Genomic DNA, 22,069 nt, shown 5'->3' with positions numbered 1-22,069 from the left:
ATGCGGCGCGCGAAGGCTTCGCGCGGCCAGGCCCTGGTGGAGTACTCGCTCATCCTCACCCTGCTCGTCGCGGGCACGGTGCTGGGCTTCGTGGGCTGGCCCTTCACCCGCCGGCTCTTCGAGGCGCTCCAGGGCTACGTGGACCTGTTCTTCTACGCGCTCAACCTCGCGGTGGGGTGAGAGGGCGCTTGCGGCGCAGGAGGAGCGCGGCGCCCAGCGCCACCGGCAGCAGCAGCCCGCCGCCGAGGGCCGCCAGCGTGCGGCGCCGCAGCCCCTTCCAGGGCAGGGAGAGCTTCGGCTGTTGGGCCCGCGCGCGCTCGAAGTCCGGCTCCGGGCACTGCTGGCCGAAGACCATCCCCTCGCCCGCGAGCAGGGCTCCGTTCTTCACGTAGGTGCTCCAGAGCCGCTGGCTTCGCTCCGGCTCGCTGTACGCGGTGAAGCGCGCCGCGTGGCACAGCAGGGCCGCGTACGCCTGGCTGCGCGGAGGCACCAGCGCGGCGGCCTGCTCGGCGAGGTCCGCCGCCGTGGAGCGGTAGTGGTAGCGCAGCGGGTGCGGTGGCGCATGGGCCGTCAGCCGCTGCTGCTCCTCGGGGGAGGTGAGGGGCAGCTCCGCCATCTTCTTGCGGACGGCGTCCTGCTCGGGCGGGAGCTCGTATGGCCCGGCGTAGTCGCTCATGTCGTACATCCCGTCCACCTGCGCCCAGTCCGGCGCGGCCTCGGTGCCCAGGATTTCCATGCCCGCCTTTCGCGCGAGCAGGGACGCGTCATAGAGGGCCTGGGCGCGGTCCATCGCGTCATCCGCCGTGCGCGCGCGCTCCCTCGCGTCCACGTACTGACGCGCGGGCTGCTCCCAGGACGTGCCCCGGAAGTACTCCAGCGCCTCCGCGCCCGCCCCCGTGCGCAGCAGTCGCCGGCCGAGCAACAGGCGCAGCCGCCCGGTGAGGCTGTTCGGGCCGTGCGCGGGGACGGGGTTGGACGTGGGGAACGGTATCGCGATGATGCTCGCGTCGTGTCCGGTGTCGGCGTCGTCCGGGCTCCCCAGCTCGGGCAGGCACCGCGCATCCGCCTCGGGGCCCTGCGCGTGCACGAAGCGCTTCAGCTCATCCACCGTGAGCACGCGCTCGGCCACATAGGCGATGTCCGGCCAGGAGCAGCTGTCCATCATCTTCTGGGCGGACCCCATGAAGTCACCGCGCATGAGGAGGAGCAGGGCCCGCTCTCCCTCCGCGCGTGTCCGGGGACGGCGGGCGCCCCGCTCGGAGTCGTGTTGCCAGTCCTCGGTCTCCGACATCCCCCGGGCGGCCTCCGCGAGGAGCTGCTCCGCCGCCAGCCGGTCTCCCCGGCGCAGCGCCAGCTTCGCCCGCACCCACGCATCCAGTGGGGTGGGCTCCTGGCCCGCGAAGCGCTCGGCGAGGTCGAAGCGGCCCACGCGCCACGCGGCCGCCGCCAGCCGGTCCGCGCCCGCCAGCCCGCGCACCGACGCGAGCGCGTCCAGCAGGGGCCGCAGCCCGCCGTCCTCCGTCCACAGCCACTCCTGGCCGCGCGTCCAGGCGAAGGTCGCCATCAGCCGCTGGGCCAGCGGGTCCTTCAGCGCCTCACGAAGGCGGGCCTCGTCCCGGCTGAGCGCCCGGGCGACGAACAGCAGCGACGAGGTGCCCGTCCAGCTTCCGTGCGCGGCCTGCTCCGCGTAGAGCCGGATGGCGCCGATATCATCGCCCGCTTCGAGCAGGAGGCGCGCCTCTTCCCCGAGGCTCGCCACCGCGAGGCCCAGCGGGTCGTCGAAGCCCTGGCGGACCAACTCGCGCACCTCGGCGAAGCGGGCGCGCGCGGTGGACTCGGGGCCGGACTCGGGGGTGCGCCCCAGCATGTACGCGGCGAAGGTGGAGAAGCGGCGGCGCTCCTCGGGAGGCAGCGCGAGCACGTCCTCGAAGCGGGCCCGCGCCCGCGGCCAGTCTCCGGCGTGCCAGGCCTTCGCGCCCTCGGTGTAGAGCGCCGTCTCGCGGGCGCCGCCGCCCGTGCGGGCGCCCTCCGGCTCCCCGAAGTCCACCACCTGGAAGGGGTCCGCCGGCTTCGGCACGAGCCGGGAGACTTCGTGCAGGAAGAGGCCCTCCGGCAGCTCCGCGAGGGTGTAGGCGCGGTCGGTGAGCAGCTCGGGTGGGAAGTCGGGACCGCAGGCGTCCGCCTCGCGCGCGGGGGCGAGCAGCATGAGGACGACGAGGGACGCGAACAGGCTACGGCACTGCAAGGGACACCTCGGTTCCCCGCACGAAGCCGACGACACGGCGCTCGCCGGCGCGCAGGCGGGGAGGCGTGCGCGCCACGAGGGAGGCCCCGCGCGGGGCATAGCCGCCCACGCCGTCCAGGACCTCCAGGTTTCCAGTGAGGGTGAGGCGCGCGGGCGCTTCCGCGTCCACGTGGCCGGTGTTCTCGATGACGATGTCCCGCGTGCCGCCGCCCGCGTCCACCAGCCGGGGCGTGAGGCGCGGGGTCAGCGGCTCGCCGCGCAGCACCGTCGCCAGAGTGGGCGGACTCCACGCCTCCGGGTCCGCCCGGTGGCCGAGCCGGAACCAGAGGACGCCCGTGAGGCCGGGCACGGGACGCTCGCGCAGTCCGGTGAGGAAGCGGGCGACGTCGCGGGGCTCCGCGGACAGGCGCGTTCCGTCGCGCAGGCGCACGCGGTAGGTGGGCAGCGCGACGCGGAAGGGGCGGCCGGTGGCCGTGGACCAGGACTCCACGAAGCGCCGGGCCTCCTCCGGGGTGAACAGTGTGGGCGCGCGCACCGCGTGCACCTGGAGGACGACATCGTCGGGGATGGAGACGAGCCGCCTCACGTCCGGCGAGGAAGCCCAGGTGGGCAGCGCGGTGATGGAGAGCGTCAGGCCCTGTCCCTGGAGGCGCGCGCGCTCCTGGTCGAGCCAGTCCGCGTAGCGGGGCAGGGCGGGGGTGGCGCAGTCGTGGTCCACCTCGATGCCGCGCACGCGCACGCCGCGGGCCTTCCAGGCGCGGGCATGGACGGCGACCTCTTCCAGGGAGATGCCGTCGAGCGGCGCGGTGCCGTCCACGCGCATCACGGCCACGACGTCACGGCCGGAGCGGGCGAGGGCCTCCACGTCCACGCCGATGTCCACCGGCGTGCGAGTGGGGCCCGAGCGCTCGCGGGCGAGGACGCGCAGCGCGCCCAATTCGGGAAGCACGTCCGTCAGGGCACCGCTCAGCTCCGGGCTCCAGTCCCGCTGCCACACATAGGCTTCATGGGTGAGGGGCGTCGGGGGCGCCTCGCTTCCGCGTGAGCAGGCGAGGACGAGCGCGAGGAGCAGCACGCCGGGCCATGCGCGGACACGGTGCCATGCGCGTGCTTCAGGCGGTGCCCAAGGGTGGCTCGTGATGGCGATGCCGAGCGCACGTCGCGGCACCCCGGCCCGTCCGTGTGTGAGCTGTCGCCTGGGGTTCCCGGGAGCAGGCAGGGCGTGGGGGTGGCTCGTGACGATGCCGAGCGCATGGAGCAGGACGCCATGAGCCCATGCGCGGGTGAGCTGGCGCCTGATGTTCCCGGGAGTGGTCATGGCTGGACGGCGAGTGCCGTGAGGTGCGCAGTCATGGTGCCACAGGGGGGCCACCCGTTCCCATGTGGTGCCGCTCGGCTGCCCGTGGGGCCTCTCTTCCGCGGTGCTTGGGGCTCCGAACATCCAGGCGCGCCGGGCCCGTGGGTCGGGAGCCCAGGCGGGAGCTCCATCGGCGCTCCTTCGCGGCCCCTCGGTGGAGTCACCGCCTCGCGGTGCGCGAGCCCACGCTCGGGGTTGGCTTCGCGGGCGCGGCCTTCTCCTCGGAAGCCCGCGAGAGCGCGAGTATCCGTTCACGCAGTCGTGACGCCGCGGGAGGTAGCGCGCCATCCCTCCGCCACATCACCTTGTACGTCACCATGCCCAGCTCGGGAACGGGCCGGGCCACGACGCCCGCCGGTAGGACGCAGGTGCCGTTCACGATGGCCAACCCGAGGCCCAGCGCCGCGAAGTGGAGCATCAACGGCCAGCCATCGGCTTCGAGCGGCGCCCGTACCTCATGGCCCGAGCCACCCAGGGCCCGCCCGACGAAGTCACGGTGGGACTGACCGGAAGGCGTGAGGATGAGCCGCTCGCGAGCCAGCTCCGACAGCCGCACCGTGCGCCGGCTGGCGAGGGGATGGGACTCGGCCACCGCCACGCACAGCGGCGTGCGCAGCAGCTCCCGGGCGATGAGCCCGTCCGGGACGAGGTCCAGTACACCCACGGCCAGATGCGCGGCCCCCTCCCGGACGGCCTCCGCGGCGCTCGGGGCTCCGCGTGTGAGGAGATGGAGCGAGTCCGCGCCTTCGTCCCGTGCGAAGCGCCGCAGCAGCGGCCCCAGGAGGTACAGGTACGTGCCCTCTCCAGCGGCGAGCACCACCGTCTCGCGCCGGGCTTCTCCGCGCAGGTCGTCGAGGAAGGCCTGCGACCGCTCCAACTGCTCCCGAGCGAAGGCCGCCACGCGCGCGCCCGTCTCCGTGAGGTGGATGTGCCGGCCCGAGCGCTCGTAGAGCACCGCGCCCACCTCGTCGGACAGCCGCTTCACCCGCTCGAACAGCGCCGGCTGCGAGAGTCCCACCCGGGCCGCGGCGCGGGTGAAGTTCAGCGTGTCCGCGAAGGCGGCGAAAGCCCGGAGCAGCTCCCCATCGAGTATCGGCATCACCGATAGTCTATCCAATCATCCAAGTTCCCGCCGATAGCAACGGGGCGCATCTTCTCCTCATCAACCGAGGAGGAAGGTCATGGTCACAGCAGCTCCGCATCCGTCCCGAGACTCCGCCCGTTGGTGGGAGGAGACCCGGAGCGACACCTCGCGCCTGGTGGACTGGCTCTTCGACCAGTACCGGGGCGAGGTCACCGCCGCCGACCGCATCGAGCGCATGCGCGACACGTACGCCACTCCGGGCGGGAAGGCCCACCGCGTGCTCACGGTGATTGCTGGCCAGGAGCGCCGTCACGCCGAGTGGGTCGCCGGGCTCCTGCGCGCCCGGGGCCTGACGCCCGAGGTCCGGGGCGAGCCCGAGGTCCGTTACTGGGCCCGCACGCTGCCCGGCATCCAGGACCTGGAGACCGGCTGCGCGGTGGGTGCCCACGCCGAGCGCATGCGCCTGGAGCGCATCGAGGTCATCGCCGCGGACACCACCGCGCCCGAGGACGTGCGCGACGTGTTCACCCGCATCCTCCGCGAGGAGCGCTTCCACGAGCGTGCCTTCCGGGGGCTCGCCACGCCGGAGAGCCTGGAGCGGACGCGCGAAGCCCATGCGCTGGGACGCGAGGTGCTCGGACTTGCGCCATGACGAGGGGCACCGCAACCGGCCATCGGCATTCCGAGCCTCGCGAGGCGTGTCGTCCAGCGCCCGCGCCGGTCGCTCGCGCCTCGCCGCGCGGTGCCATGCGTTGCTTCAGCCCTCGGCCGGAGGCGCGCTGTGGTCGCAGTGCAGCAGCGACGGAGGGTCGAAGCAGGTGAATTGCTGGTTGTCATCGAGCCGGCACACCCCGTTGGGCGTGCTGGCGCACCGCACCTCCGTGCGCGTGGCCTTGCAGTCATAGCCACAGCTCACCGTCTCGGAGGCGTTGAGGCAGCGGGGCTCCGGCGTCTTCGCGCCGTACTCGTGGATGACGCTCTCCGGCGGATCCCAGCAGACGAGCTGGTTGAAGTGGGTGGTGCACACGCCGTAAGGCGTGCTGTTGCAGGCCACCTCTCCATTGAAGACCCGGCAGTCGTAGCCGCAGGCCACCTTCCCGCGGCTCTCCTTGCATTCGGGCTTCGTGCTGCCCGAGCCCTTCGGATGGTGGATGACGACGCGCGGCGGGTCCCAGCAATGCACGCCGCCGACCAACACCTGACACACCCCATACGGTGTCCGCGCGCAGGCCGTGCTCGTCCCGCTCGTCTTGCACTGATACCCGCACACGGTGCGTCCTCCGGAGGACACGCACTCGGGAGGGGGAGGCCGCTGTGCTGGCGGCTTGGGCGATTCCACGGGTGTGGAAGCCAACCACAACATGGCGAGCAGGGAGAGCATGGTGCGCCGCCGACGAAATCGCCGGCGATTTATTCAAACGCCCATTTTCGGGATGCCCGCCGTTCGTCCCCTCAATACGTGGCCGGCAGGATGAAGCGGCCGTCCTCGCCCAGGCGCAACCGGGTGACGTAGCGCTGCTTGATGTCGAGATAGAGGTCCTTGCCCTTCGGGGTGAGCGTCACCGACGGGACGATGAGCTGGTGCTCCGGCGGGGCGCCCAGGGCAATCCACATGCGCGCCCCATCCGTGCCCAGCGTCACCCACCGCGTCTGGGGCCCGTCCGGGGACTCGGGCATGTCCATCTTCACCAGGAAGATGGCGCGCTTCCCCTCCGGAGACGTCCAGGTGCTGGCGAGCGACAGGCCCACGTGCGACGACTGCCACGTGTTCCAGCTGTTCACCACGCAGAAGCCGCCCGCGTGGGGACGCGCCACCACCAGGGAACCGCCCCCCTCCGGGCCGGTGGCGCTGTGCTCCATCAGGCCGAACACCTGGAGCGGCCCCGACGCCAGCGTCACCTCCTGCTGGAACGCGGGCTGGACCTTCTCCTTCGGTTGGAAGCCGAGGTGCTCGAACGTCAGCGCCGGAACCCACGTGCGCGCGACGAGCTGCGGCCGGAAGCCCAGCTCCAGGTTCAGCTCGTCCGGGATGGTGTCCGGGCACGTGGGCTTCTGCTCGGCTTGCGATGGCGCCGCCTGCTTCGACACCGCGGCGCATCCGCTCATCAGTCCCACGACACAGCCCAGTCCCAGCCACCTGCTCGCGCGACGCATCGCCCCCTCCTTGGTGCGCGCGCGAGCATGCCACGCCGCTTCAGCGCGGGCGCGGGCCAGGGCCACCGGGTCGGCGCGCACCGGGCCGCCCCTGTCCGCCGGGGCCTCCGGGCCGGGAACCGGCGTGCTGCCGGGGCGCGGGGCCTCTCGACTCGCGCGGCCCGGCCTCCTCGTCACGCTGCTCGGCGCGCTGGCGGCGCGCGGCCTCGGCGGCCGACTCCGGGGGCACCAGCGCGTTCGGCCCACGGCCGATGAGGTCCTCGCGCCCGGCCAGCTTCAGCGCCTCGCGCGCCAGCGGCCAATGCTCCGGGTTCCAGTAGAGCAGCAGCGCCTTCTGCAGCCGCTTCTCGCGCAAGCCCTGCGCCGTGTAGACGGGCTCCATCTTCAGCGGGTCCAGCCCCGAGTAGTACATGGCCGTCGCCATGGCCATGGGCGTGGGGATGAAGTCCTGCACCTGCCGGGGCCGCTTCCCGTTCTTCTTCAGCCACAGCGCCAGGTCCACCATGTCCTCGAGCGTGGAGCCCGGGTGGCCGCTGATGAAGTAGGGGATGTCGTACTGCTCCTTGCCGGCCTCCTCGCTGGCGCAGGCGAACATCTGCTGGAAGCGCTCGAAGCTCTCGATGCCGGGCTTCTTCATCTTTTCCAGCACGCGCGGGGACACGTGCTCGGGCGCCACGGAGAGCTGCCCGCCCACGTGATGCGCGGCCAGCTCCTTCACGTACTCCGGCGAGCGCTCCGCCAGGTCGTACCGCACGCCGCTGGCGATGAAGACGTGCTTGACGCCCTCTTCCTTGCGCACGTCCTGCATGAGGCCGATGAGCGGCCCGTGGTCCGTCTGGAGGTTCTCGCACACGCCCGGGTGGACGCAGGACAGCTTGCGGCAGCGCTTCTCGATGTCCTCGCTCTTGCACTTGAGCTTGTACATGTTGGCCGTGGGGCCGCCGAGGTCCGTAATCGTCCCGCGGAAGTCGCCCATGCGCCGCAGCGCGCGCACCTCGCGCAGCACGCTCTCCGCGGAGCGGCTCTGGATGACGCGACCCTCGTGCTCCGTAATCGAGCAGAAGGTGCAGCCGCCGAAGCACCCGCGCATCAGCACGATGGAGTGCTTCACCGTTTCGTACGCGGGGATGCCCTCGTCCTTGTAGATGGGGTGCGGGACGCGGTTGAAGGGCAAATCGTACAGCTCGTCCATGGCCACCGAGCGCCCGTTGGCGTCGGCGGCGCCCACGCCGTCCTCCAGCGGGAGCGCGGGCGGGTTCATGTAGATGGCGCGGTTGCCGTGGCGCTGCGCGAGCGGGCGCGCGTTGCCCGGGTTGGTCTCCATCTGGAAGTCGCGGCTCATCACCGCGAAGGCGTGCTTGTCCGCGACCACCGCCTCGTACGAGGGCAGCACCACCGTCTTGCGGTCCGCGGCGCGCTTCGCCGGGTCCGCCTCGTGGGCGCGCATCTCCTCGTCGTTGATGGTGTACGCGGTGCCGCGCACGTCGCGGATGTCCTGGATGCGCTCGCCGCGGCGCATCCGGTCCGCCACCTCCATGATGGGGCGCTCGCCCATGCCGAAGACGAGCAGGTCCGCCTTGGAGTCGAAGAGGATGGAGCGGCGCACCTTCTCGCTCCAGTAGTCGAAGTGGGCGATGCGGCGGAGGCTGGCCTCGATGCCGCCCAGGACGATGGGCACGTCGGGGTAGGCCTCGCGGCAGCGCTGCGCGTAGACGATGGTGGCGCGGTCCGGCCGGCAGTTGGTGCGGCCCCCGGGGCTGTACTGGTCCTCGGAGCGGTTCTTCTTCTGGGCCGTCAGCCGGTTGAGCATCGAGTCCAGGTTGCCGGCGGCCACGCCGAAGAAGAGGCGCGGCGGGCCCAGCGCCTTGAAGGGCTCGGCCGAGTGCCAGTCAGGCTGGGGGAGGAGCCCCACCTTGAAGCCCCGGCCCTCCAGGAAGCGCGCGATGAGCACCGGGCCGAAGGCCGGGTGGTCCACGTACGCGTCTCCCGTCACGATGATGATGTCGCATTGCTCCCAGCCCCGCGCCTGCATGTCGGCTCGGGTGATGGGCAGGAAGGGATGGGCGTAGCGGGTCTGTGGGGGCATGTCGGTGCGCCAGATGCGAGTGCTTCTCCCCTAAACACCTGGGGAGCCAAGAAGCAAACCCGGCGTGAGGGTACGTGTCCATGGGCATGGAGGCCACGCCTGCCTGCCGAGCGGACGCACCCCGTACACCCCGGCGCGGGCCCTGAGGTATGAAGCGCCTCCATCGCCCCAGTGGGCGACCGAGGGGGACCATGTCCAAGTCGAGGTGGGGCCAGGGCTGGAGCGCTGTATGGGGATGCGTGCTCGTCCTGGTGGCGTGTTCGGAGCAGGGGAAGAGCGCGCGGGAGGCCCATGACGGCCAGGACGCGCGGCCCCCCATGGAGACGCGGGCGGAGGCCCTGGCGCCGTTCGCGCCGGCCTTCCTCGTCGAGGAGCTGAACCGCGGAGAGGCACCCGCGCAGTCGCACCGGGCGAAGGAGGTGGTGCGGGCGGGACGCTTCACCTTCTTCACGGCCGTGGACCGCGAGGCGGGCATCGAGCTGTGGCGGACGGATGGGACGCGCGAGGGCACCTGGCGCGTCCGGGACATCTGGCCCGGCTGGGGGTCCTCGACGCCGATGTCCCTCACCGCGGTGGGTGACACGCTCTACTTCGTGGCCGACGACGGCGGCAGCGGCCGCGAGCTGTGGAAGTCGGACGGGACGGTGGAGGGCACCGTCCTCGTGAGGGATATCTTCCCGGGCGGGCGCGACGCGTCCCCCACCCAGCTCGCCGCGTTCAACGGGCAGCTGCTCTTCATGGCGTCCGACCTCGATGGGGGCGGCTTGTGGCGCAGCGACGGCACGCCCGAGGGCACGGTGCGCATCGCTGGCGGCTTCACCCTGTTGGGGTACGCGGAGGAGTCGCCCATGGCCGCGGTGGTGGGAGGACGCTACCTGTTCGCGGGCGCGGGCTCCGCCCACGGCTGGGAGCTGTGGATGAGCGACGGCACGGCCGAGGGCACCGTGCTCGTCAAGGACATCCATCCGGGCTCCGGCGACGCGTTCCCGTCGCGGTTCCTGGCGCTGGGGAACACGCTCTTCTTCGTCGCGGACGATGGGGGCACCGGCGCGGAGCTGTGGAAGAGCGACGGCACGGAGCCCGGCACGGTCCGCGTGGAGGACCTCCAGCCGGGCGCCCCCGGGTCGGAGCCGCGGTCGCTCACCGTGTCCGGGGGACGGCTCTTCTTCACCGCCGAGGTCGGGGACACCGGCACGCAGGTGTACCGCAGCGACGGCACGCCCGAGGGCACCTTCCTGGTGCGGGACCTCTGGGCGCAGGGAGTCTCCGGTGCGCGGCTGCTGACCGACGTGGCGGGCACGCTCTACTTCGTGGTCTGGGAGGGCTTTGGAGCCTACGGGCTCTGGAAGAGCGATGGGTCGGCCGCGGGGACGGTTCGGGTGCGGAGTCCGCTGTCCGGGGACGTGGCCGCGACCGTGTCCAGCCAGGGCCGCCTGTTCCTGCTGAGCGGCTGTTTCGGCGGGGCCTGCCGGCTCTGGGTGAGCAATGGGACGGAGGCGGGAACCACGGACCTGACGAATCTGATGTTTGCCTCCACCGCCGTCAGTCCCGGCTACTGGCTGGCGGACCACGATGCGGCCCTCCTGGCGTGGGCGGAGGACGGCCGGTCCACCCGCGCCCTGTGGACCAGCGATGGCACGGTGGGAGGCACGGTGCGGGTGCAGGACCTGGGAGACTCGCGCTCGGCCTCGGCGTCCGTCGTCAGGCCCGTGCAGCGGGAGGGCATTCTCTACTTCGCGGGGCGCGACGCCGAGGCGGGCGAGGAGCTCTGGCGGAGCGATGGCACGGCGGAGGGGACGTACCGGGTGAAGGACCTGGCGGAAGGCTATCGCGACTCGTACCTGAGCGAGCTCACCGTCGTGGGGGATGCCCTCTACTTCTGGACCAATCCCTGGGGCACGTCGGAATACGAGCTGTGGCGGAGCGATGGCACGCAGGCCGGTACCGTCCGGGAGCTGTCCCTCACCAACGTGGAGCGCGACTTCCGGCAGCCGCCCTTCCTCGTCCCGGTGGGCGGGCGCATCTTCTTCACCCGCTCCAGCTCCAGCGAGCTGTGGACCCGGAACGGTCGGGTCCGGGCGTTTCCTTCCAGCAAGCTGAGCGGACTGACGGCGGTGGGGGACACCCTCTTCTTCACCGTGGTGAGCTGGAGCCGCGATTCACAGGAGCTGTGGAAGAGCGACGGCACGGAGTCCGGCACGGTGCTCGTGAAGAAGCTCAACGACAACTACTCCGCGCGCGTGCCGGACAACTTCCTCGTCGCTGGCCGGACGCTCTACTTCTGGGCCTACACGCTGCACACCGATGACTCGCGCTCGCTCTGGAGGAGTGACGGGACGGAGGCGGGCACCTTCTTGCTGCTGCCCGGTCGGCATCTCGCCGGCTTCGGCCTCGACGCGGATGCCCAGGTCGTCGTGGGGGGCAAGCTGTTCTTCATCATCCAGACACCGGACGCGCGGCGCTTCGAGCTGTGGACGTCGGACGGCACGGTGGAGGGCACGGTGCGGGTGCGCGACCTGGGCCCGTACCACTATTCCGACGTGGAGCCCGCGTCGATGACGGCGATGAACGGGCGCGCGTACTTCTTCCACAACGACGGCGTGAGCGGATACGAGCTGTGGACGAGTGATGGCACCGAGGCGGGCACGCACGTCGTGCGGGACCTTCGCCCGGGGCCCTCGGGCGCCATCTCCGGCCGGCAGCCGCTGCTCTCGCTGGGACCCCAGGGGCCGCTCGTCTTCGCCGCCGCGACCGACGCCACCGGGCGGGAGCTGTGGCAGACGGACGGCACGGAGGCGGGGACGGTGCTCGTGCAGGACCTGGCCCCCGGTGCCCGCTCGTCCAACCCCCAGCCGCTGGCCACCTCGGGGCAGCTCCTCTACTTCCTCGCGGACGACGGCACCACCGGCCACGAGCTGTGGGCCGTCACCAATCCTTCCGCGGACCGGGTTCCTCCCGTCATCACCTGCCCGGAGGACCTGCAAGCGGAGGCGACCAGCCCCCAGGGCGGCCTCGCGTCCTTCACCGCCACCGCACGGGATGACCGTACGGCCTCGCCGCGCATCCACTACAGCCCGGTGGTGGCCCACGCGTACCCGTTCGGCACGACGCGCATCACCGCCACCGCCACGGACGAGGCCGGGCTCACGGCCCGCTGCGAGTTCAGCCTGACGGTGCGAGACACCACGCCCCCCGTCCTCACCTGCCCGGGCGAGCGCTTCGTGGAGGCCACGGGGCCGCAGGGCGCCTCTGTCTCGCTGCCCCAGGCGAGCGTGGTGGAGGTGGCCTCCGTCCCCAGCGTGGTCTACAGCCCCGGCTCGGGTGTCTTCCCCCTGGGGACGACGTCCGTCTCCGTGACGGCCACGGATGGCGCGGGGCTGGAGGACACGTGCGCCTTCCCCGTCACCGTTCGGGACACCACGCCTCCAGTGGTGAGCTGCCCGCGGGAGGTGCTCGCGGAGGCCACGGGGCCGGAGGGTGCGAGCGTCGAGATGCCGGCCATCACCGCGTCTGACAGTGTCTCCACGGCGGCCGTGAGCTTCAGCCCCGCGTCGGGCAGCATCTTCCCGCTCGGCTCCACGCGGGTGTCGGTGACGGCCACGGATGGCGCGGGCCTGTCCTCCCGGTGCGAGCTGCCGGTGGTGGTGGTGGACTCGACGCCTCCCACCGTGACGTGCCCCGACGACGTGACGCTCACGGCGGACGGGGCCTCGGGGAACGTGGTGCGGCTGCCGGAGGTCACCGCGTCGGACCGGGTGTCCTCGTCGCTGGTCGTCACGTACGTCCCCGCTTCCGGGAGCGTGTTCCCGGTGGGCAGCACGGACGTGAAGGTGAGCGTCCGGGACGCTGCGGGGAATACCGCGCGCTGTGGGTTCCAGGTCCGGCTGCAGCCGCGACAGGTCGAGCAGCCGGATGCGGGGGCGCCGGACGCGGGGGGCGGGCATCCTCCTCCTGTCGTGGTGCCGGGGCCGGGGACCAGCGGCGGCTGCCAGGCGGGGGGCGCTCCGGGCGCGTCGGAGGCCGCGCTGCTCGTGGCAGGGCTGGCGTTGATGCGGGCCCGGCGGCGGCGCGCCGGGGCGTGAGCCTCCCGTAGCGGGGAGCCGGAACCGCGCGTGCCGAGCTGAATCGGCATGCGCGGCCAAGACCTTTGGGAGGAGCCGCGGCCCGACGTGCGCGGCCGAGGTCTCCAGGCCGGGAGGCTCAGCCCGACTTGCGAGCCCGGCCGCTCTTCCTGGCCCGGGGCGGCTTTGCCTCCGCGGGCGGGGACAGCTCGCGGCGCCTCTTCAGCTCGCGCATGCAGCGCTCACCGACGCGGTTGGTGAGCACCTTGTTCATGGACGAGCCCACGGCGATGCCCACCAGGGGAATCGCGCGCAGCAGGCCCTTGGAGACGGAGGCGAGGGCAATCTTCGTCATGGTGGCCACCACCCGCTTGGACACCTCGCGTGGGGCGTACTTCCAGAAGGCGATGCCCTGCGTCTCCGCGAGGTCCATCACCGTGCTGCGCTCGCTCTCGCGCTTCGCGTCGTAGGTGCTCACCGAGGCGAGGAGGAACGCGAGCTGGCGCTCGTCATCGCGGGTGATGTCGTAGCCGTAGAGGTGGCTGAGCACCAGGGCCATCTCCACCTCGAACTTGAGCACCAGGCACATGTCCGCGAGCGTGCCGCCCAGCGCGGCCACCACGGTGCCGGCGCCCGGCACGAGGCCCGGGAGTGCCGCCAGCCCACCGGAGACGGCGGAGCGGTTGGAGAAGTGACGCACCACCTGGAGCGCCGCGGCGTCGCGCGTGGCGTCCTCGCTGGGGAGCTGCTTCTCCCGCGCCCGGTCCAGCTCCAGCTTCGACAGGGCGACGAGGCTGTCGGTGTCCGCGAGAATGCGCTCCACGGCTGTCAGGAGCTTTCGGCCCTGCTCCTGGTCCTCGGCTTCCTTCATGGCGGACCCCCTTGTGGGTATGGCGGCGCGGGCTTCACACCCGGTGCCGGTTCCGACGCTGGCGGAGCGCTGTCGTGGCTGTCAAGTCACGCCCCGTGCGCACCCGGTGTGCGCTGGGACCGGACGCATTGACGCGGATCCATGCCTCCCCTACCTTCGCGCCCCCTGTGCCCGGCGGAGGGCCTGGGGAACCGACGCCTTCCCCGATGATTCACCGGACCCACGACGAAGCCGCCGAGGAGCGCGACGCGCCATCGGCGGGGGATTCCGGCCGCGAGCTGCACGTCGAGTACGACGATGCGCCCGTGGACGGCGAGTCCGTGCGTCCGAGCGCCGTGCGACGGAACAGGCTCGCGGGACCGACGCCGGGAGGGCAGGACGTTCCGCGCGCGCCGAATCCGATGCTGGTGCTCGCGCGGCTGAAGAAGGCCGCGCAGGCCCAGGAGTCGAATGCGGACGACGTGCCCACCGAGGACCTCTCCACGCCCTCGCGGGCCAGGAGGTCCGAGCAGGCCCGTCCCATGGACTCGGACGACGTGCCGGCGGTGGACGTTGTTGCTCGGGCCTGGAATGGCGCGCAGGCCCGTCCCGTGGACCCGGACGACGTGCCGGCGGTGGACCTGCTCGCGCGGGCCTGGAAGGGCGCGGAGAACCCCGATGCTTCCGGGCAGAACCGGAAGACCGCGCGGGCTCGGACCGATTCGGACGACGTGCCCACCATCGACCTCGCCGCGCCCGCGGATGCCACCCGGGCCGAGCGCGAGGCCATGCAGGCCGCCGTGTCCGCGGGCAAGCGCCGCGAGGCGTGGATACCGCCCGCGTACCTCCCGGAGGACCTGCGCGAGGCGCTCCTGGCCGAGCGCAGCCAGTACCGCGCCCAGCGCCTCCAGGACGTGCGCGAGGTAGGCCTCCAGTCGCCCGGCGTGCTGTCGCTCATCCCGCGTCCCGCCGCGGACCCGGACTGGTCCGGTGGCTCGCTGCTCGGCTTCCACGGCGAGGAGTGCGTCTTCGGTGGCGACATCGTCCACCTCGACTTCGAGTCCGGCCGCGTTTTCGCCGCTCCGAATCACGGAGACGACGTGGACCGGCGCGCGCTGTCCGCGGAGCGCTGGGCCTACCGCCCCTATGACTTCGCGGAAGCGCTGTGCAAGGCCGCCTCCGCCTACGAGGAGCGGCAGCCCGCCCTCGCCCAGGCCCTGCGCCGCGCGACGGGCGAGGAGCCCGCGCCGGAGCTGGCCCCGAAGGAGGCGGAGCGCCTCCCCGCGGACCGGCTGTGGAGCCAGCCCTGGGGCTGCATCTGGGGCCCGCCGGGCACGGGCAAGACGACGGCCGTCGCGGACCTCATCGCCCGCTCGCTGCGCGCGTTCCCCGGAGAGCGCATCCTCGCGGTGGCGCCCACCAACCGCGCCGCGGACGAGCTCGTCATGCGCATCGGCGCGCTGCTGGAGCGAGACCCGATTCCCCTGCGCCCGCTGCGCAGCATCTTCCGCGGCGGCACCGGAGCGAGCGAGGCGCTGGCGAAGCTGCCCACCGTCATCGTCGAGGACAGCCAGAAGGGCGGCAAGCTCCGCTCCACCATCGAGGAGCGCGAGCGGGAGCTGATGCTCCAGCGCGTGCGGGGCGGCCCCGCGCACGAGCTGGCGAAGCTCCAGGCGGAGCTGCGCGGCCTGCGCGGCAAGGTGAAGGACCCCACGCTGAAGGAGGCGGAGAAGGGCGACTGCCCGCTGATGGTCCTCACCGTGCACCGCGCCCTGCGGCTCGTGTCGGAGCTGGAGGGGAAGCAGACCTTCGCGAGGCTGGTGGTGGACGAGGCCGGCATGGTGACGCGCGCCGCCACCGCGCTGCTGGCGCCCCTGGCCGAGCGGGTGACGCTCGCTGGAGACCCGAAGCAGATTGGCCCGGTGAGCCGCGCCGCCGAGGGCTCCGGGAAGGAGACGCAGAAGTGGCTGCGCGCCAGCGCCCTGTCCCACCTGGAGGACGCGGTGAAGGACGCGGCGCGGCCGGACGTGCTGCTCCTGCGCACCCAGCACCGCATGCACCCGGACATCGCCCGGGTGGTGAGCCACTTCTGCTACGGCGGCGCGCTGGAGGACGGCGACATCGTCAAGGCGCGCGCGGAGAAGCCCGCTCCGGTGGCCGCCTTCGCCGCCACGCGCGCCGGCTGGGTGGTGCTGGACAGCCTCACGCGTGACGCGCGCCAGCTCACCCACGGGCGCGGCGAGACGGGCTCCGGCTACCAGCGCGAGCTGTCCGCCAACCTCGCCGTGACGCTGGCGCGCGAGGCGGTGCGCTCGGGCCTCAGCGTGCTGTGCGTCACCCCGTACCGCGCCCAGGCCGCGCTGCTGCGCCGGCTGGGCAACGCCGCGGGCCTGCGCTCCAACGTCTTCAGCGCGTCCACCATCCACCGCCAGCAGGGCACCCAGTACGACGTGGTGCTGGTGGACACGGTGGCCGGAGGCAGGCCCTTCCCGCCGCACACGCTGGTGCCCATGCTCAACGTGGCCGCCAGCCGCGCGAAGGACTACCTGCTGGTGCTCGCCTCGCGAGACGAGGCCCGCGCCGCCACCATCCCCCAGCGCTTCCTCGCGCTGCTGCCCCGGCTGCGCGTGCTCGGCACCGAGCCCCTGAAGCTGGAGCCGCTGCCCCTGCCGCAGCGCCCGCCGCCGCCTCCGCCCCCGCCGCCCGCGGTGCCTGCCAGCCTGGGCGGTGAAATCGAGGGCGCGCGCCCGGGCCGGCCCCTCTTCACGCACGAGCAGGTGTCCCTCTTCGAGCGGCGCTTCGACGACGGCCACCACCTGGTGCGCGGCGTGGCGGGCAGCGGCAAGACGTACGTGCTGGCGCACTGGGTGGCGCGCTACCTGCTGGAGCACGACGACACGCGGGTGCTGGTCTCCTTCTTCAACCGCGCGCTGGCGCCGCTGGTGGACAAGCTGCTGGCGGAGGCGCTCGTCCAGCGCGCGGGCCGCGAGCGGGTGCGCGAGCTGCGCTCCCGGGTGACGGTGAAGCACGTGGGCGCGCTGCGAAGCCCGGAGCCCGGCAGCTTCGACGCCATCTTCGTGGACGAGGCGCAGGACATGAACGCGAAGGGGCTGGCCACCCTGCACGGCATGGTGCGCCCGCGCACGCTGCCGGACGGCCGGCAGGTGCGCTGCTTCCAGTTGTTCATGGACGACTCGCAGAACGTCTATGGCCAGATTCCCATCGACGCGCTCAAGGAGCAGCTCCCGGAGGGGCTGTCCTTCCGCGGCCGCACCCGCGTCCTCAAGGAGACGTTCCGCGCCACCCGCGACATCCTCGACGTGGCCTTCAACGTGGTGCTGGACCCGCTGCGCCAGCACCAGGTGAGCGAGCCCGGCATGCGCGAGTACATGAAGGTGGGCGAATTGGCCCGCGAGGGGCTCCTCTGGCTCCCGGAGGAGACGCTGGAGGGCCTCTTCCGCGTCCAGTCCACCGAGCGTGGCGGCGTGCTGCCCACCGTGCGCGGCTTCGCCTCCAACGTCAGTGAGGCGCGCCAGGTGGCGAAGGAAATCGTCCGCCTCATCAACGAGGAGGGCGTGCACCCCGGCGACATCCTCGTGGTGGCCCCCGTCATGCCGTCCCAGTACACGGAGGCGCTCGTCCGCGCCGGCGTGCCCGCGGAGGCCTATGGCGGCAAGGGCGGACGGGACGTGGCGGACTTCCGCGTCAGCGGCGTGGACCACGTGCGCGCCACCACGGTGTTCTCCTGCAAGGGGCACGAGTGCCCCGTCGTCTTCTTCGTCGGCCTGGACGCGCTGGACACGGTGGAGAACTGGATGGCCGGCGCCCGAGAGCGCAACGCCCGGGAGAACGAGCGCATCCGCCGGGCCATGTTCTACGTGGGCTCCACGCGCGCCATGAAGCGGCAGTACCTCTCCGGCGTCCGGGGCGCCCGCTTCCTGCGCGTGGCCGCCCACTACGTGGAGACGCTCTCCGGGCTGCTGCCGTCCGCCCCCACGCCGGAGGGCGGACAGCGGTAGTCACGGGGCCTACTGGTGCGTCGTCGGCGGCACCTGCTGGAAGCGCTTCAACCCCAGGGAGACGCCCGCGGTGTGCGCGGACTCGAGCAGGCCGTTGGCCACCCGCACCACGAAGCGCTCCGTCCGCAGGAGGCTCTCATCCCCGCCCTTCGTGGGGCTGGGGTCATCCGACGTCTCCGCCTTCGGGTCGATGGCGGAGGCGACACAGCCGGACTCTCCTTCCTCGCCGGTCTTGGGCTGCCGGCAGGGGAGCTCGACGAGCGTGTTCACCGGCATGGGGGCCACGGTGTCCTGCGCCGCCGTCACTTCGGACGACACGTCCTGCTGGGCCCGCTTCCCATCCCGCCGCGCGATGACGCGCCCGGCGCGCGGGTCCACGACGTAGGTCGACACGCGGCTGGAGTCCTTCACGTCCCGGAGGGTGACGTTCACGAGCGTGCCGGCGGGGATGTCTTGCGCGGGGTTCCAGTCCGGTTCGCGAGTGTGGCGCCAGCAGGCCGACAGCGCGAGCAGACAGGACAGGGGCAGGAGGAGTTTCTTCATGGATGTGGGCTCGGAAGAGGATGGGTGTGGGACTACTCGAAGAGCAGCACCTGGCGCACCCACGTGCTTCCGTGGCGTCGCAGCCAGTCCTGCCGCTCGTCCCGGAGGGCCACGGCCGCGGGGACTCCGGACCGGATGCGGGAGAGCACCGGCTCGAAGAAGGCCGTGGCCTCGGCATCCGGAATCTCCTGGGTCGCCGCCAGGACGGCCCGGGCGCCCGACTCGATGAAGGCGAGCGGCAGCCCGAAGTTCTCGTGGATATAGGCGCTGGTGTGGGCGGCGTAGCACGCGGCGAGTAACACCACCGGACGTCCGCGCAGCCGCTGCCCGCGCAGGTCGCTGGTGGCGAGCGCGAAGCGCCCCGTGTCCGCCGCGGGGGAGAGCACGAGCACGGACGCGTCCGCCACGCCAGGGTCGATGATGCCATGCGCGTGCACCTGCACCTCGGTGGCTTCCCGCATGGCCTCCAGCACGCGCGGGGGCGTGGCCGCCGCGCCGCTGAGCACGGTGATTCCCTCGCCCTGTCCCGAGGCGCTCCAGGAGCGCAGCGCGGGCAGGCGCAGCTTCGCGGGCGCCAGCACGTCGCTGACGACCAGCCGGCGCTCATGGGCCGGGGGCGGCTCGGACGCCGCCGGCGGCGAGAGCCGGTAGGACCACGCCAGGTCCGACGGCAGCAGGTCCGCGCGGCCCTGCACGGGAGGGCGGGCGAGGACGGCGACGCTCGGACAGGCGCGCAGGGCCTCCACCATGGCCGTGGGAACCAGGCCCTCGACGCCCGCCAGGGGAGCCTTGCGTCCCGCGTCGTAGTGGCCGGTGAGCCGGCCCGCGGCGTCTCGTGCCACGACGAACGTGCGCTCGTCATCCACCGTCACACCCAGCACGCACCGGTCCGGAAGGGGCAGGGCGCGCTCCTCCGCGAAGAGGGCGAGCCCCCGCTCCAGCTCTCCGTGCCGGGCCGCGTCGAGGATGAGCGAGGTGTAGCTGTAGACGCGCGCCTTGCGGGCGCTCTCGTCGGAGGCGGGCAGCTTCGCGGTCTCCGCCAGGACCTGTCGCAGCAACTGCTGTCCCCGCTGCCGGTCCTGCTCGATGAAGAAGCGGCCCTCGACGTGGTCCAGCATCGCCAGGGCCCCCGGCTCCTGGTTGCCCGAGCCGCGCAGCGCGGCCAGCTCCTGGACGAGGGCCTGGGTGTCCGCGGGCTGGTGGTGGGCCGTGCGGGCCAGCTCCGCGAGGAGGGAGACGCGGGCCATGGTGGGCTTGTGGGCGCAGCGCGAGGCGCGGTCCAGCTGCTCACGGGCGCCCGCGAAGTCGAGCGCCCGGTGGTGGACGAGGGACAGCTGGAGGAGGGGCACCACCGAGTCGGCGCAGCTCTCGGGCGTCTGGGCCACGAGTTCCTCCAGGTACGCGCGCGCCAGGGAAAGGTCGTTCCGGGTCCGGGCCGCCTGCGCCATCAGCTCCAGGATCAGGCGCTGCGGTCCCCATTCCCGGGTGCTCCGGGCCAGCTCGAGGGCCGCGAGGAGGTGCGCCCGGGCTTCCAAGGGGCGGTGGAGGGAGATGCCCAGCTGGCCCAGCTCCTTGCGCACCATCAGGCAGCGGTAGTCCTGCTTCGTCTCCGGCCCGCACGCGCGCGCCACCACGGCCTCGAGCCGCTCCAGGGACTGGTAGGGCTCACCGCGCAGCGTCTCCGCCTTCGCCTCGCGCTCCTCCGCGAGCAGCGCGAACCAGGGGTCCCTCGTGGCCAGGGCCAGGGAGCGGTATTCCTCCCCATGCTGACGGGCATCGGCGGAGCCCAGCGCTCCCAGGAGCATGTCCTCCTGGCGGGCGTCGCGCAGCCGGGTGATGAAGGCCTCCAGCGGCGCGCCCTTCAGCTCGCCGCGCGTGAGCCGGACGTAGTCCCGGGCCAGCGGCACGCGGACGGAGAAGTCCCCCCGGGCCGTGCGGCGCAGGGCATCCTCCAGATGGGAGCCTCCGTACTTCGCGTCCAGCTTCACCGCCAGGGGACGCAGCGACTCCACGCGCTCCGGGGAGTCCGCCGTGCGCAGGGCGTTGTACAGGCACACGCGCGCCATGCCGGGCAGGGCTTCGGCCTGGGCCGGGGACAAGGGCGCTCCGCCCTCCACCATGTGCTGACAGTCCTGCCGCGTTCCCTTCCATTCCTTCTGTTGCTGCTCGGCCTTCTGCCGCAGCTGCCGGGCCCGCTCCGCCGCCTCCTGGCTCCAGCCCGGCTCCTTCAGCGCGGCGACCTGCTCGAAGGACTCCGCCGCCTTCATCCACAGGCCGAGCCCCTGCAGCGCGAGCCCCCGGTTCCACAGCGCCTGCGGGTGCTGGGGCCGCTGCTTCAGCGCGCGCTCCAGCAGGGCCAGCGCCGCCTCCGGCTCGCCCCGCTGGAGCGCCAGCACCGCGCGGTCCGAGTCCGCGTCCGGCGACGCGGGCAGCTTGTCGAGGTGCGCGGACGCCTGGCCCAGGTCTCCGCGCAGCAGGAAGGCCACGGCGACGCCGCGGTCGTCCCCGGCCTCCTCCAGCTCCGCCAGCTCGCGCATCGGCAGCGGGCGCGGGGAGGCGCCCTCGCTGCGCATCACTTCATAGGGGCGGTGGCGGTCCGCGCCCGGGTGCGTCAGCCGGGCCTCCAGCCCGCGCGTGGACGCCTGGGCGAGGAACGCCTCGGGCGTGTCGGGCGTCCCGCTGGGGCGCGACACGAGCACCAGCGTGGCGAGGCCGGCCGCCAGCGCCACGGGCACCGTCATCAGCCACGTCTTCCGGCGCCAGGTGGCCGGGCCGCGGACGACGTTGGGCGCGGGCGCCTCGCTGGCGGCGCCCATGGCGTCGTCGGCGAGCAGCTCCATCGCCACCAGCTCCTTCATCCGTGTCTCGCACTTCTCGCAGCGCGTGAGGTGGTGGCGGAAGTTCTCCGCGTCCACCGGCGTCAGCTCGCCGTCGACGAAGCGCTCCAGGCTGCCGCAGAACTCACTCATGACTCGGCCCTGCCATCGCGAGTGGACTCGCCGGGTGCCAGCAGCTCCCGCAGGGCCTGCCGCGCCTCGGACAGCCACCGGCCCACCGTCCCCTCGGGCGCGCGCAGCTGCTGGGCAATGGCCCGGTAGCGCAGCCCCGAGGCGTGAAGCCGGTACGCCTCGCGCACCTGGGGCGGGCGCAGCTGCTCGATGGCCCGCAGGAAGTCCTCGGAGGTGATGCGCTCCCACTGCTCCAGCGGCACCGGCTCGCCCGTGGAGTCACCCTGCACCACGCGCAGGGCCGGCGCGCCCAGCACCTCGGTGCGGCGCCGCCGGCAGTGGTCCAGGAAGCGGTTGCTCAGCGTGGTGCTCAGCCACACGCTCACCGCTCCCGCGTTCTCTCCCGCCAGCCGGTCGAAGTGGCGGTAGGCGCGCTCCAGCGTCTCCTGCACGAGGTCCTCCGGGTCGATGCCTCCCCCCGCGCACAGACGACGGGCGACCTTCAGGAGGCTCGGGCGCCGTGAGCGCGCGAACGCATCGAACTGGCGGTGGAGCCCGTCTTCCATCGTCGCGCCGCCCCCTGCTCCCATCATGATTTCATGTCGTTCCACCAATGGAGCGCCCCCTGCGCACGGGGAGAACGTGCCAGGGAAAATCCCTTCGGTGAAATCGTATAGCACGGGGCGTCAAAGCCCCGGGCAGGGGGGAGCGGGGCAGGGAGG

At 72.7% G+C, this 22,069-nt stretch carries 14 protein-coding genes; 4 read left to right on the top strand and 10 right to left on the bottom strand.

The window, feature by feature from the left end; translation table 11 throughout:
• Nucleotides 1–180, top strand: coding sequence for a hypothetical protein (locus HG543_RS04815; protein ID WP_169343482.1), 180 nt, complete (start codon nt 1–3; stop codon nt 178–180).
• On the opposite strand, the gene HG543_RS04810 is transcribed toward HG543_RS04815, so the two are convergent.
• The 3 genes from HG543_RS04810 to HG543_RS04800 all read right to left on the bottom strand — a co-directional run bounded on the left by HG543_RS04810 (nt 161) and on the right by HG543_RS04800 (nt 4,701).
• The gene (locus HG543_RS04810; protein WP_169343481.1) at nt 161–2,245 is read right to left on the bottom strand and encodes a hypothetical protein; all 2,085 of its coding nucleotides are present in this window, start codon (nt 2,243–2,245) and stop codon (nt 161–163) included. The two genes, HG543_RS04815 and HG543_RS04810, sit on opposite strands and share 20 nt — an antisense overlap.
• A complete protein-coding gene (locus tag HG543_RS04805; protein WP_343073273.1) occupies nt 2,232–3,320 on the bottom strand; it encodes a DUF3142 domain-containing protein in 1,089 nt (362 codons plus the stop codon). The genes HG543_RS04810 and HG543_RS04805 overlap by 14 nt, the downstream gene beginning before the upstream one ends.
• Before the next feature lie 442 nt (nt 3,321–3,762).
• Nucleotides 3,763–4,701 carry a LysR family transcriptional regulator gene (locus HG543_RS04800; protein ID WP_169343479.1) on the bottom strand — a complete coding sequence of 313 codons (939 nt, stop codon included), beginning with the start codon at nt 4,699–4,701 and terminating at the stop codon, nt 3,763–3,765.
• Between the two features lie 82 nt (nt 4,702–4,783).
• Between HG543_RS04800 and HG543_RS04795 the strand changes: the two genes are divergently transcribed.
• Nucleotides 4,784–5,338, top strand: a complete 555-nt coding sequence (locus HG543_RS04795; RefSeq protein ID WP_169343478.1) for a ferritin family protein — start codon at nt 4,784–4,786, stop codon at nt 5,336–5,338.
• 105 nt (nt 5,339–5,443) lie between these two features.
• On the opposite strand, the gene HG543_RS04790 is transcribed toward HG543_RS04795, so the two are convergent.
• From HG543_RS04790 to HG543_RS04780, 3 genes are all read right to left on the bottom strand, one after another.
• On the bottom strand, nt 5,444–5,869 hold the full coding sequence (locus tag HG543_RS04790) for a hypothetical protein (protein ID WP_246356759.1): 426 nt from the start codon (nt 5,867–5,869) through the stop codon (nt 5,444–5,446).
• A gap of 269 nt (nt 5,870–6,138) precedes the next feature.
• Nucleotides 6,139–6,840, bottom strand: a complete 702-nt coding sequence (locus HG543_RS04785; RefSeq protein ID WP_169343476.1) for a hypothetical protein — start codon at nt 6,838–6,840, stop codon at nt 6,139–6,141.
• Between the two features lie 40 nt (nt 6,841–6,880).
• Entirely contained in the window at nt 6,881–8,926 is a 2,046-nt protein-coding gene (locus HG543_RS04780) for a YgiQ family radical SAM protein (RefSeq protein ID WP_169343475.1), read from the bottom strand.
• A gap of 191 nt (nt 8,927–9,117) precedes the next feature.
• Between HG543_RS04780 and HG543_RS04775 the strand changes: the two genes are divergently transcribed.
• Nucleotides 9,118–13,008, top strand: a complete 3,891-nt coding sequence (locus HG543_RS04775) for an ELWxxDGT repeat protein (protein WP_169343474.1) — start codon at nt 9,118–9,120, stop codon at nt 13,006–13,008.
• Between the two features lie 118 nt (nt 13,009–13,126).
• Here HG543_RS04775 and HG543_RS04770 read toward each other — a convergent pair whose 3' ends face one another.
• The gene (locus HG543_RS04770; RefSeq protein ID WP_169343473.1) at nt 13,127–13,858 is read right to left on the bottom strand and encodes an EcsC family protein; all 732 of its coding nucleotides are present in this window, start codon (nt 13,856–13,858) and stop codon (nt 13,127–13,129) included.
• 206 nt (nt 13,859–14,064) lie between these two features.
• On the opposite strand from HG543_RS04770, the gene HG543_RS04765 reads away from it, so the two are divergent.
• A complete protein-coding gene (locus HG543_RS04765; RefSeq protein ID WP_246356758.1) occupies nt 14,065–17,856 on the top strand; it encodes an AAA domain-containing protein in 3,792 nt (1,263 codons plus the stop codon).
• Between the two features lie 9 nt (nt 17,857–17,865).
• Here the strand turns inward: HG543_RS04765 and HG543_RS04760 are convergent, their stop codons facing one another.
• The 3 genes from HG543_RS04760 to HG543_RS04750 are packed head-to-tail and all read right to left on the bottom strand — an operon-like array spanning nt 17,866 to nt 21,940.
• Nucleotides 17,866–18,399, bottom strand: a complete 534-nt coding sequence (locus HG543_RS04760; protein ID WP_169343472.1) for a hypothetical protein — start codon at nt 18,397–18,399, stop codon at nt 17,866–17,868.
• A 32-nt stretch (nt 18,400–18,431) separates the two neighbouring features.
• Nucleotides 18,432–21,368: a CHAT domain-containing protein gene (locus HG543_RS56180; protein ID WP_169343471.1), complete on the bottom strand. Its 2,937-nt coding sequence runs from the start codon at nt 21,366–21,368 to the stop codon at nt 18,432–18,434.
• Nucleotides 21,365–21,940: an RNA polymerase sigma factor gene (locus tag HG543_RS04750; protein WP_169343470.1), complete on the bottom strand. Its 576-nt coding sequence runs from the start codon at nt 21,938–21,940 to the stop codon at nt 21,365–21,367. The genes HG543_RS56180 and HG543_RS04750 overlap by 4 nt, the downstream gene beginning before the upstream one ends.
• Nucleotides 21,941–22,069: the final 129 nt, after the last annotated feature.

Source organism: Pyxidicoccus fallax (genome assembly GCF_012933655.1).
Lineage (GTDB): Bacteria > Myxococcota > Myxococcia > Myxococcales > Myxococcaceae > Myxococcus > Myxococcus fallax.
The sequence above is the reverse complement of the archived record's forward strand: the minus strand, read 5'-3'. Positions and strand labels throughout refer to the sequence as shown.

What these genes read in the sequence shown, in the direction of transcription:
- HG543_RS04815 (WP_169343482.1), top strand. Translation starts at nt 1, where the DNA reads ATGCGGCGCGCGAAGGCTTCGCGCGGCCAGGCCCTGGTGGAGTACTCG.
- HG543_RS04800 (WP_169343479.1), bottom strand. Translation starts at nt 4,701, where the DNA reads ATGCCGATACTCGATGGGGAGCTGCTCCGGGCTTTCGCCGCCTTCGCG.
- HG543_RS04795 (WP_169343478.1), top strand. Translation starts at nt 4,784, where the DNA reads ATGGTCACAGCAGCTCCGCATCCGTCCCGAGACTCCGCCCGTTGGTGG.
- HG543_RS04785 (WP_169343476.1), bottom strand. Translation starts at nt 6,840, where the DNA reads ATGCGTCGCGCGAGCAGGTGGCTGGGACTGGGCTGTGTCGTGGGACTG.
- HG543_RS04780 (WP_169343475.1), bottom strand. Translation starts at nt 8,926, where the DNA reads ATGCCCCCACAGACCCGCTACGCCCATCCCTTCCTGCCCATCACCCGA.
- HG543_RS04775 (WP_169343474.1), top strand. Translation starts at nt 9,118, where the DNA reads ATGTCCAAGTCGAGGTGGGGCCAGGGCTGGAGCGCTGTATGGGGATGC.
- HG543_RS04770 (WP_169343473.1), bottom strand. Translation starts at nt 13,858, where the DNA reads ATGAAGGAAGCCGAGGACCAGGAGCAGGGCCGAAAGCTCCTGACAGCC.
- HG543_RS04765 (WP_246356758.1), top strand. Translation starts at nt 14,065, where the DNA reads ATGATTCACCGGACCCACGACGAAGCCGCCGAGGAGCGCGACGCGCCA.
- HG543_RS04760 (WP_169343472.1), bottom strand. Translation starts at nt 18,399, where the DNA reads ATGAAGAAACTCCTCCTGCCCCTGTCCTGTCTGCTCGCGCTGTCGGCC.
- HG543_RS56180 (WP_169343471.1), bottom strand. Translation starts at nt 21,368, where the DNA reads ATGAGTGAGTTCTGCGGCAGCCTGGAGCGCTTCGTCGACGGCGAGCTG.
- HG543_RS04750 (WP_169343470.1), bottom strand. Translation starts at nt 21,940, where the DNA reads ATGATGGGAGCAGGGGGCGGCGCGACGATGGAAGACGGGCTCCACCGC.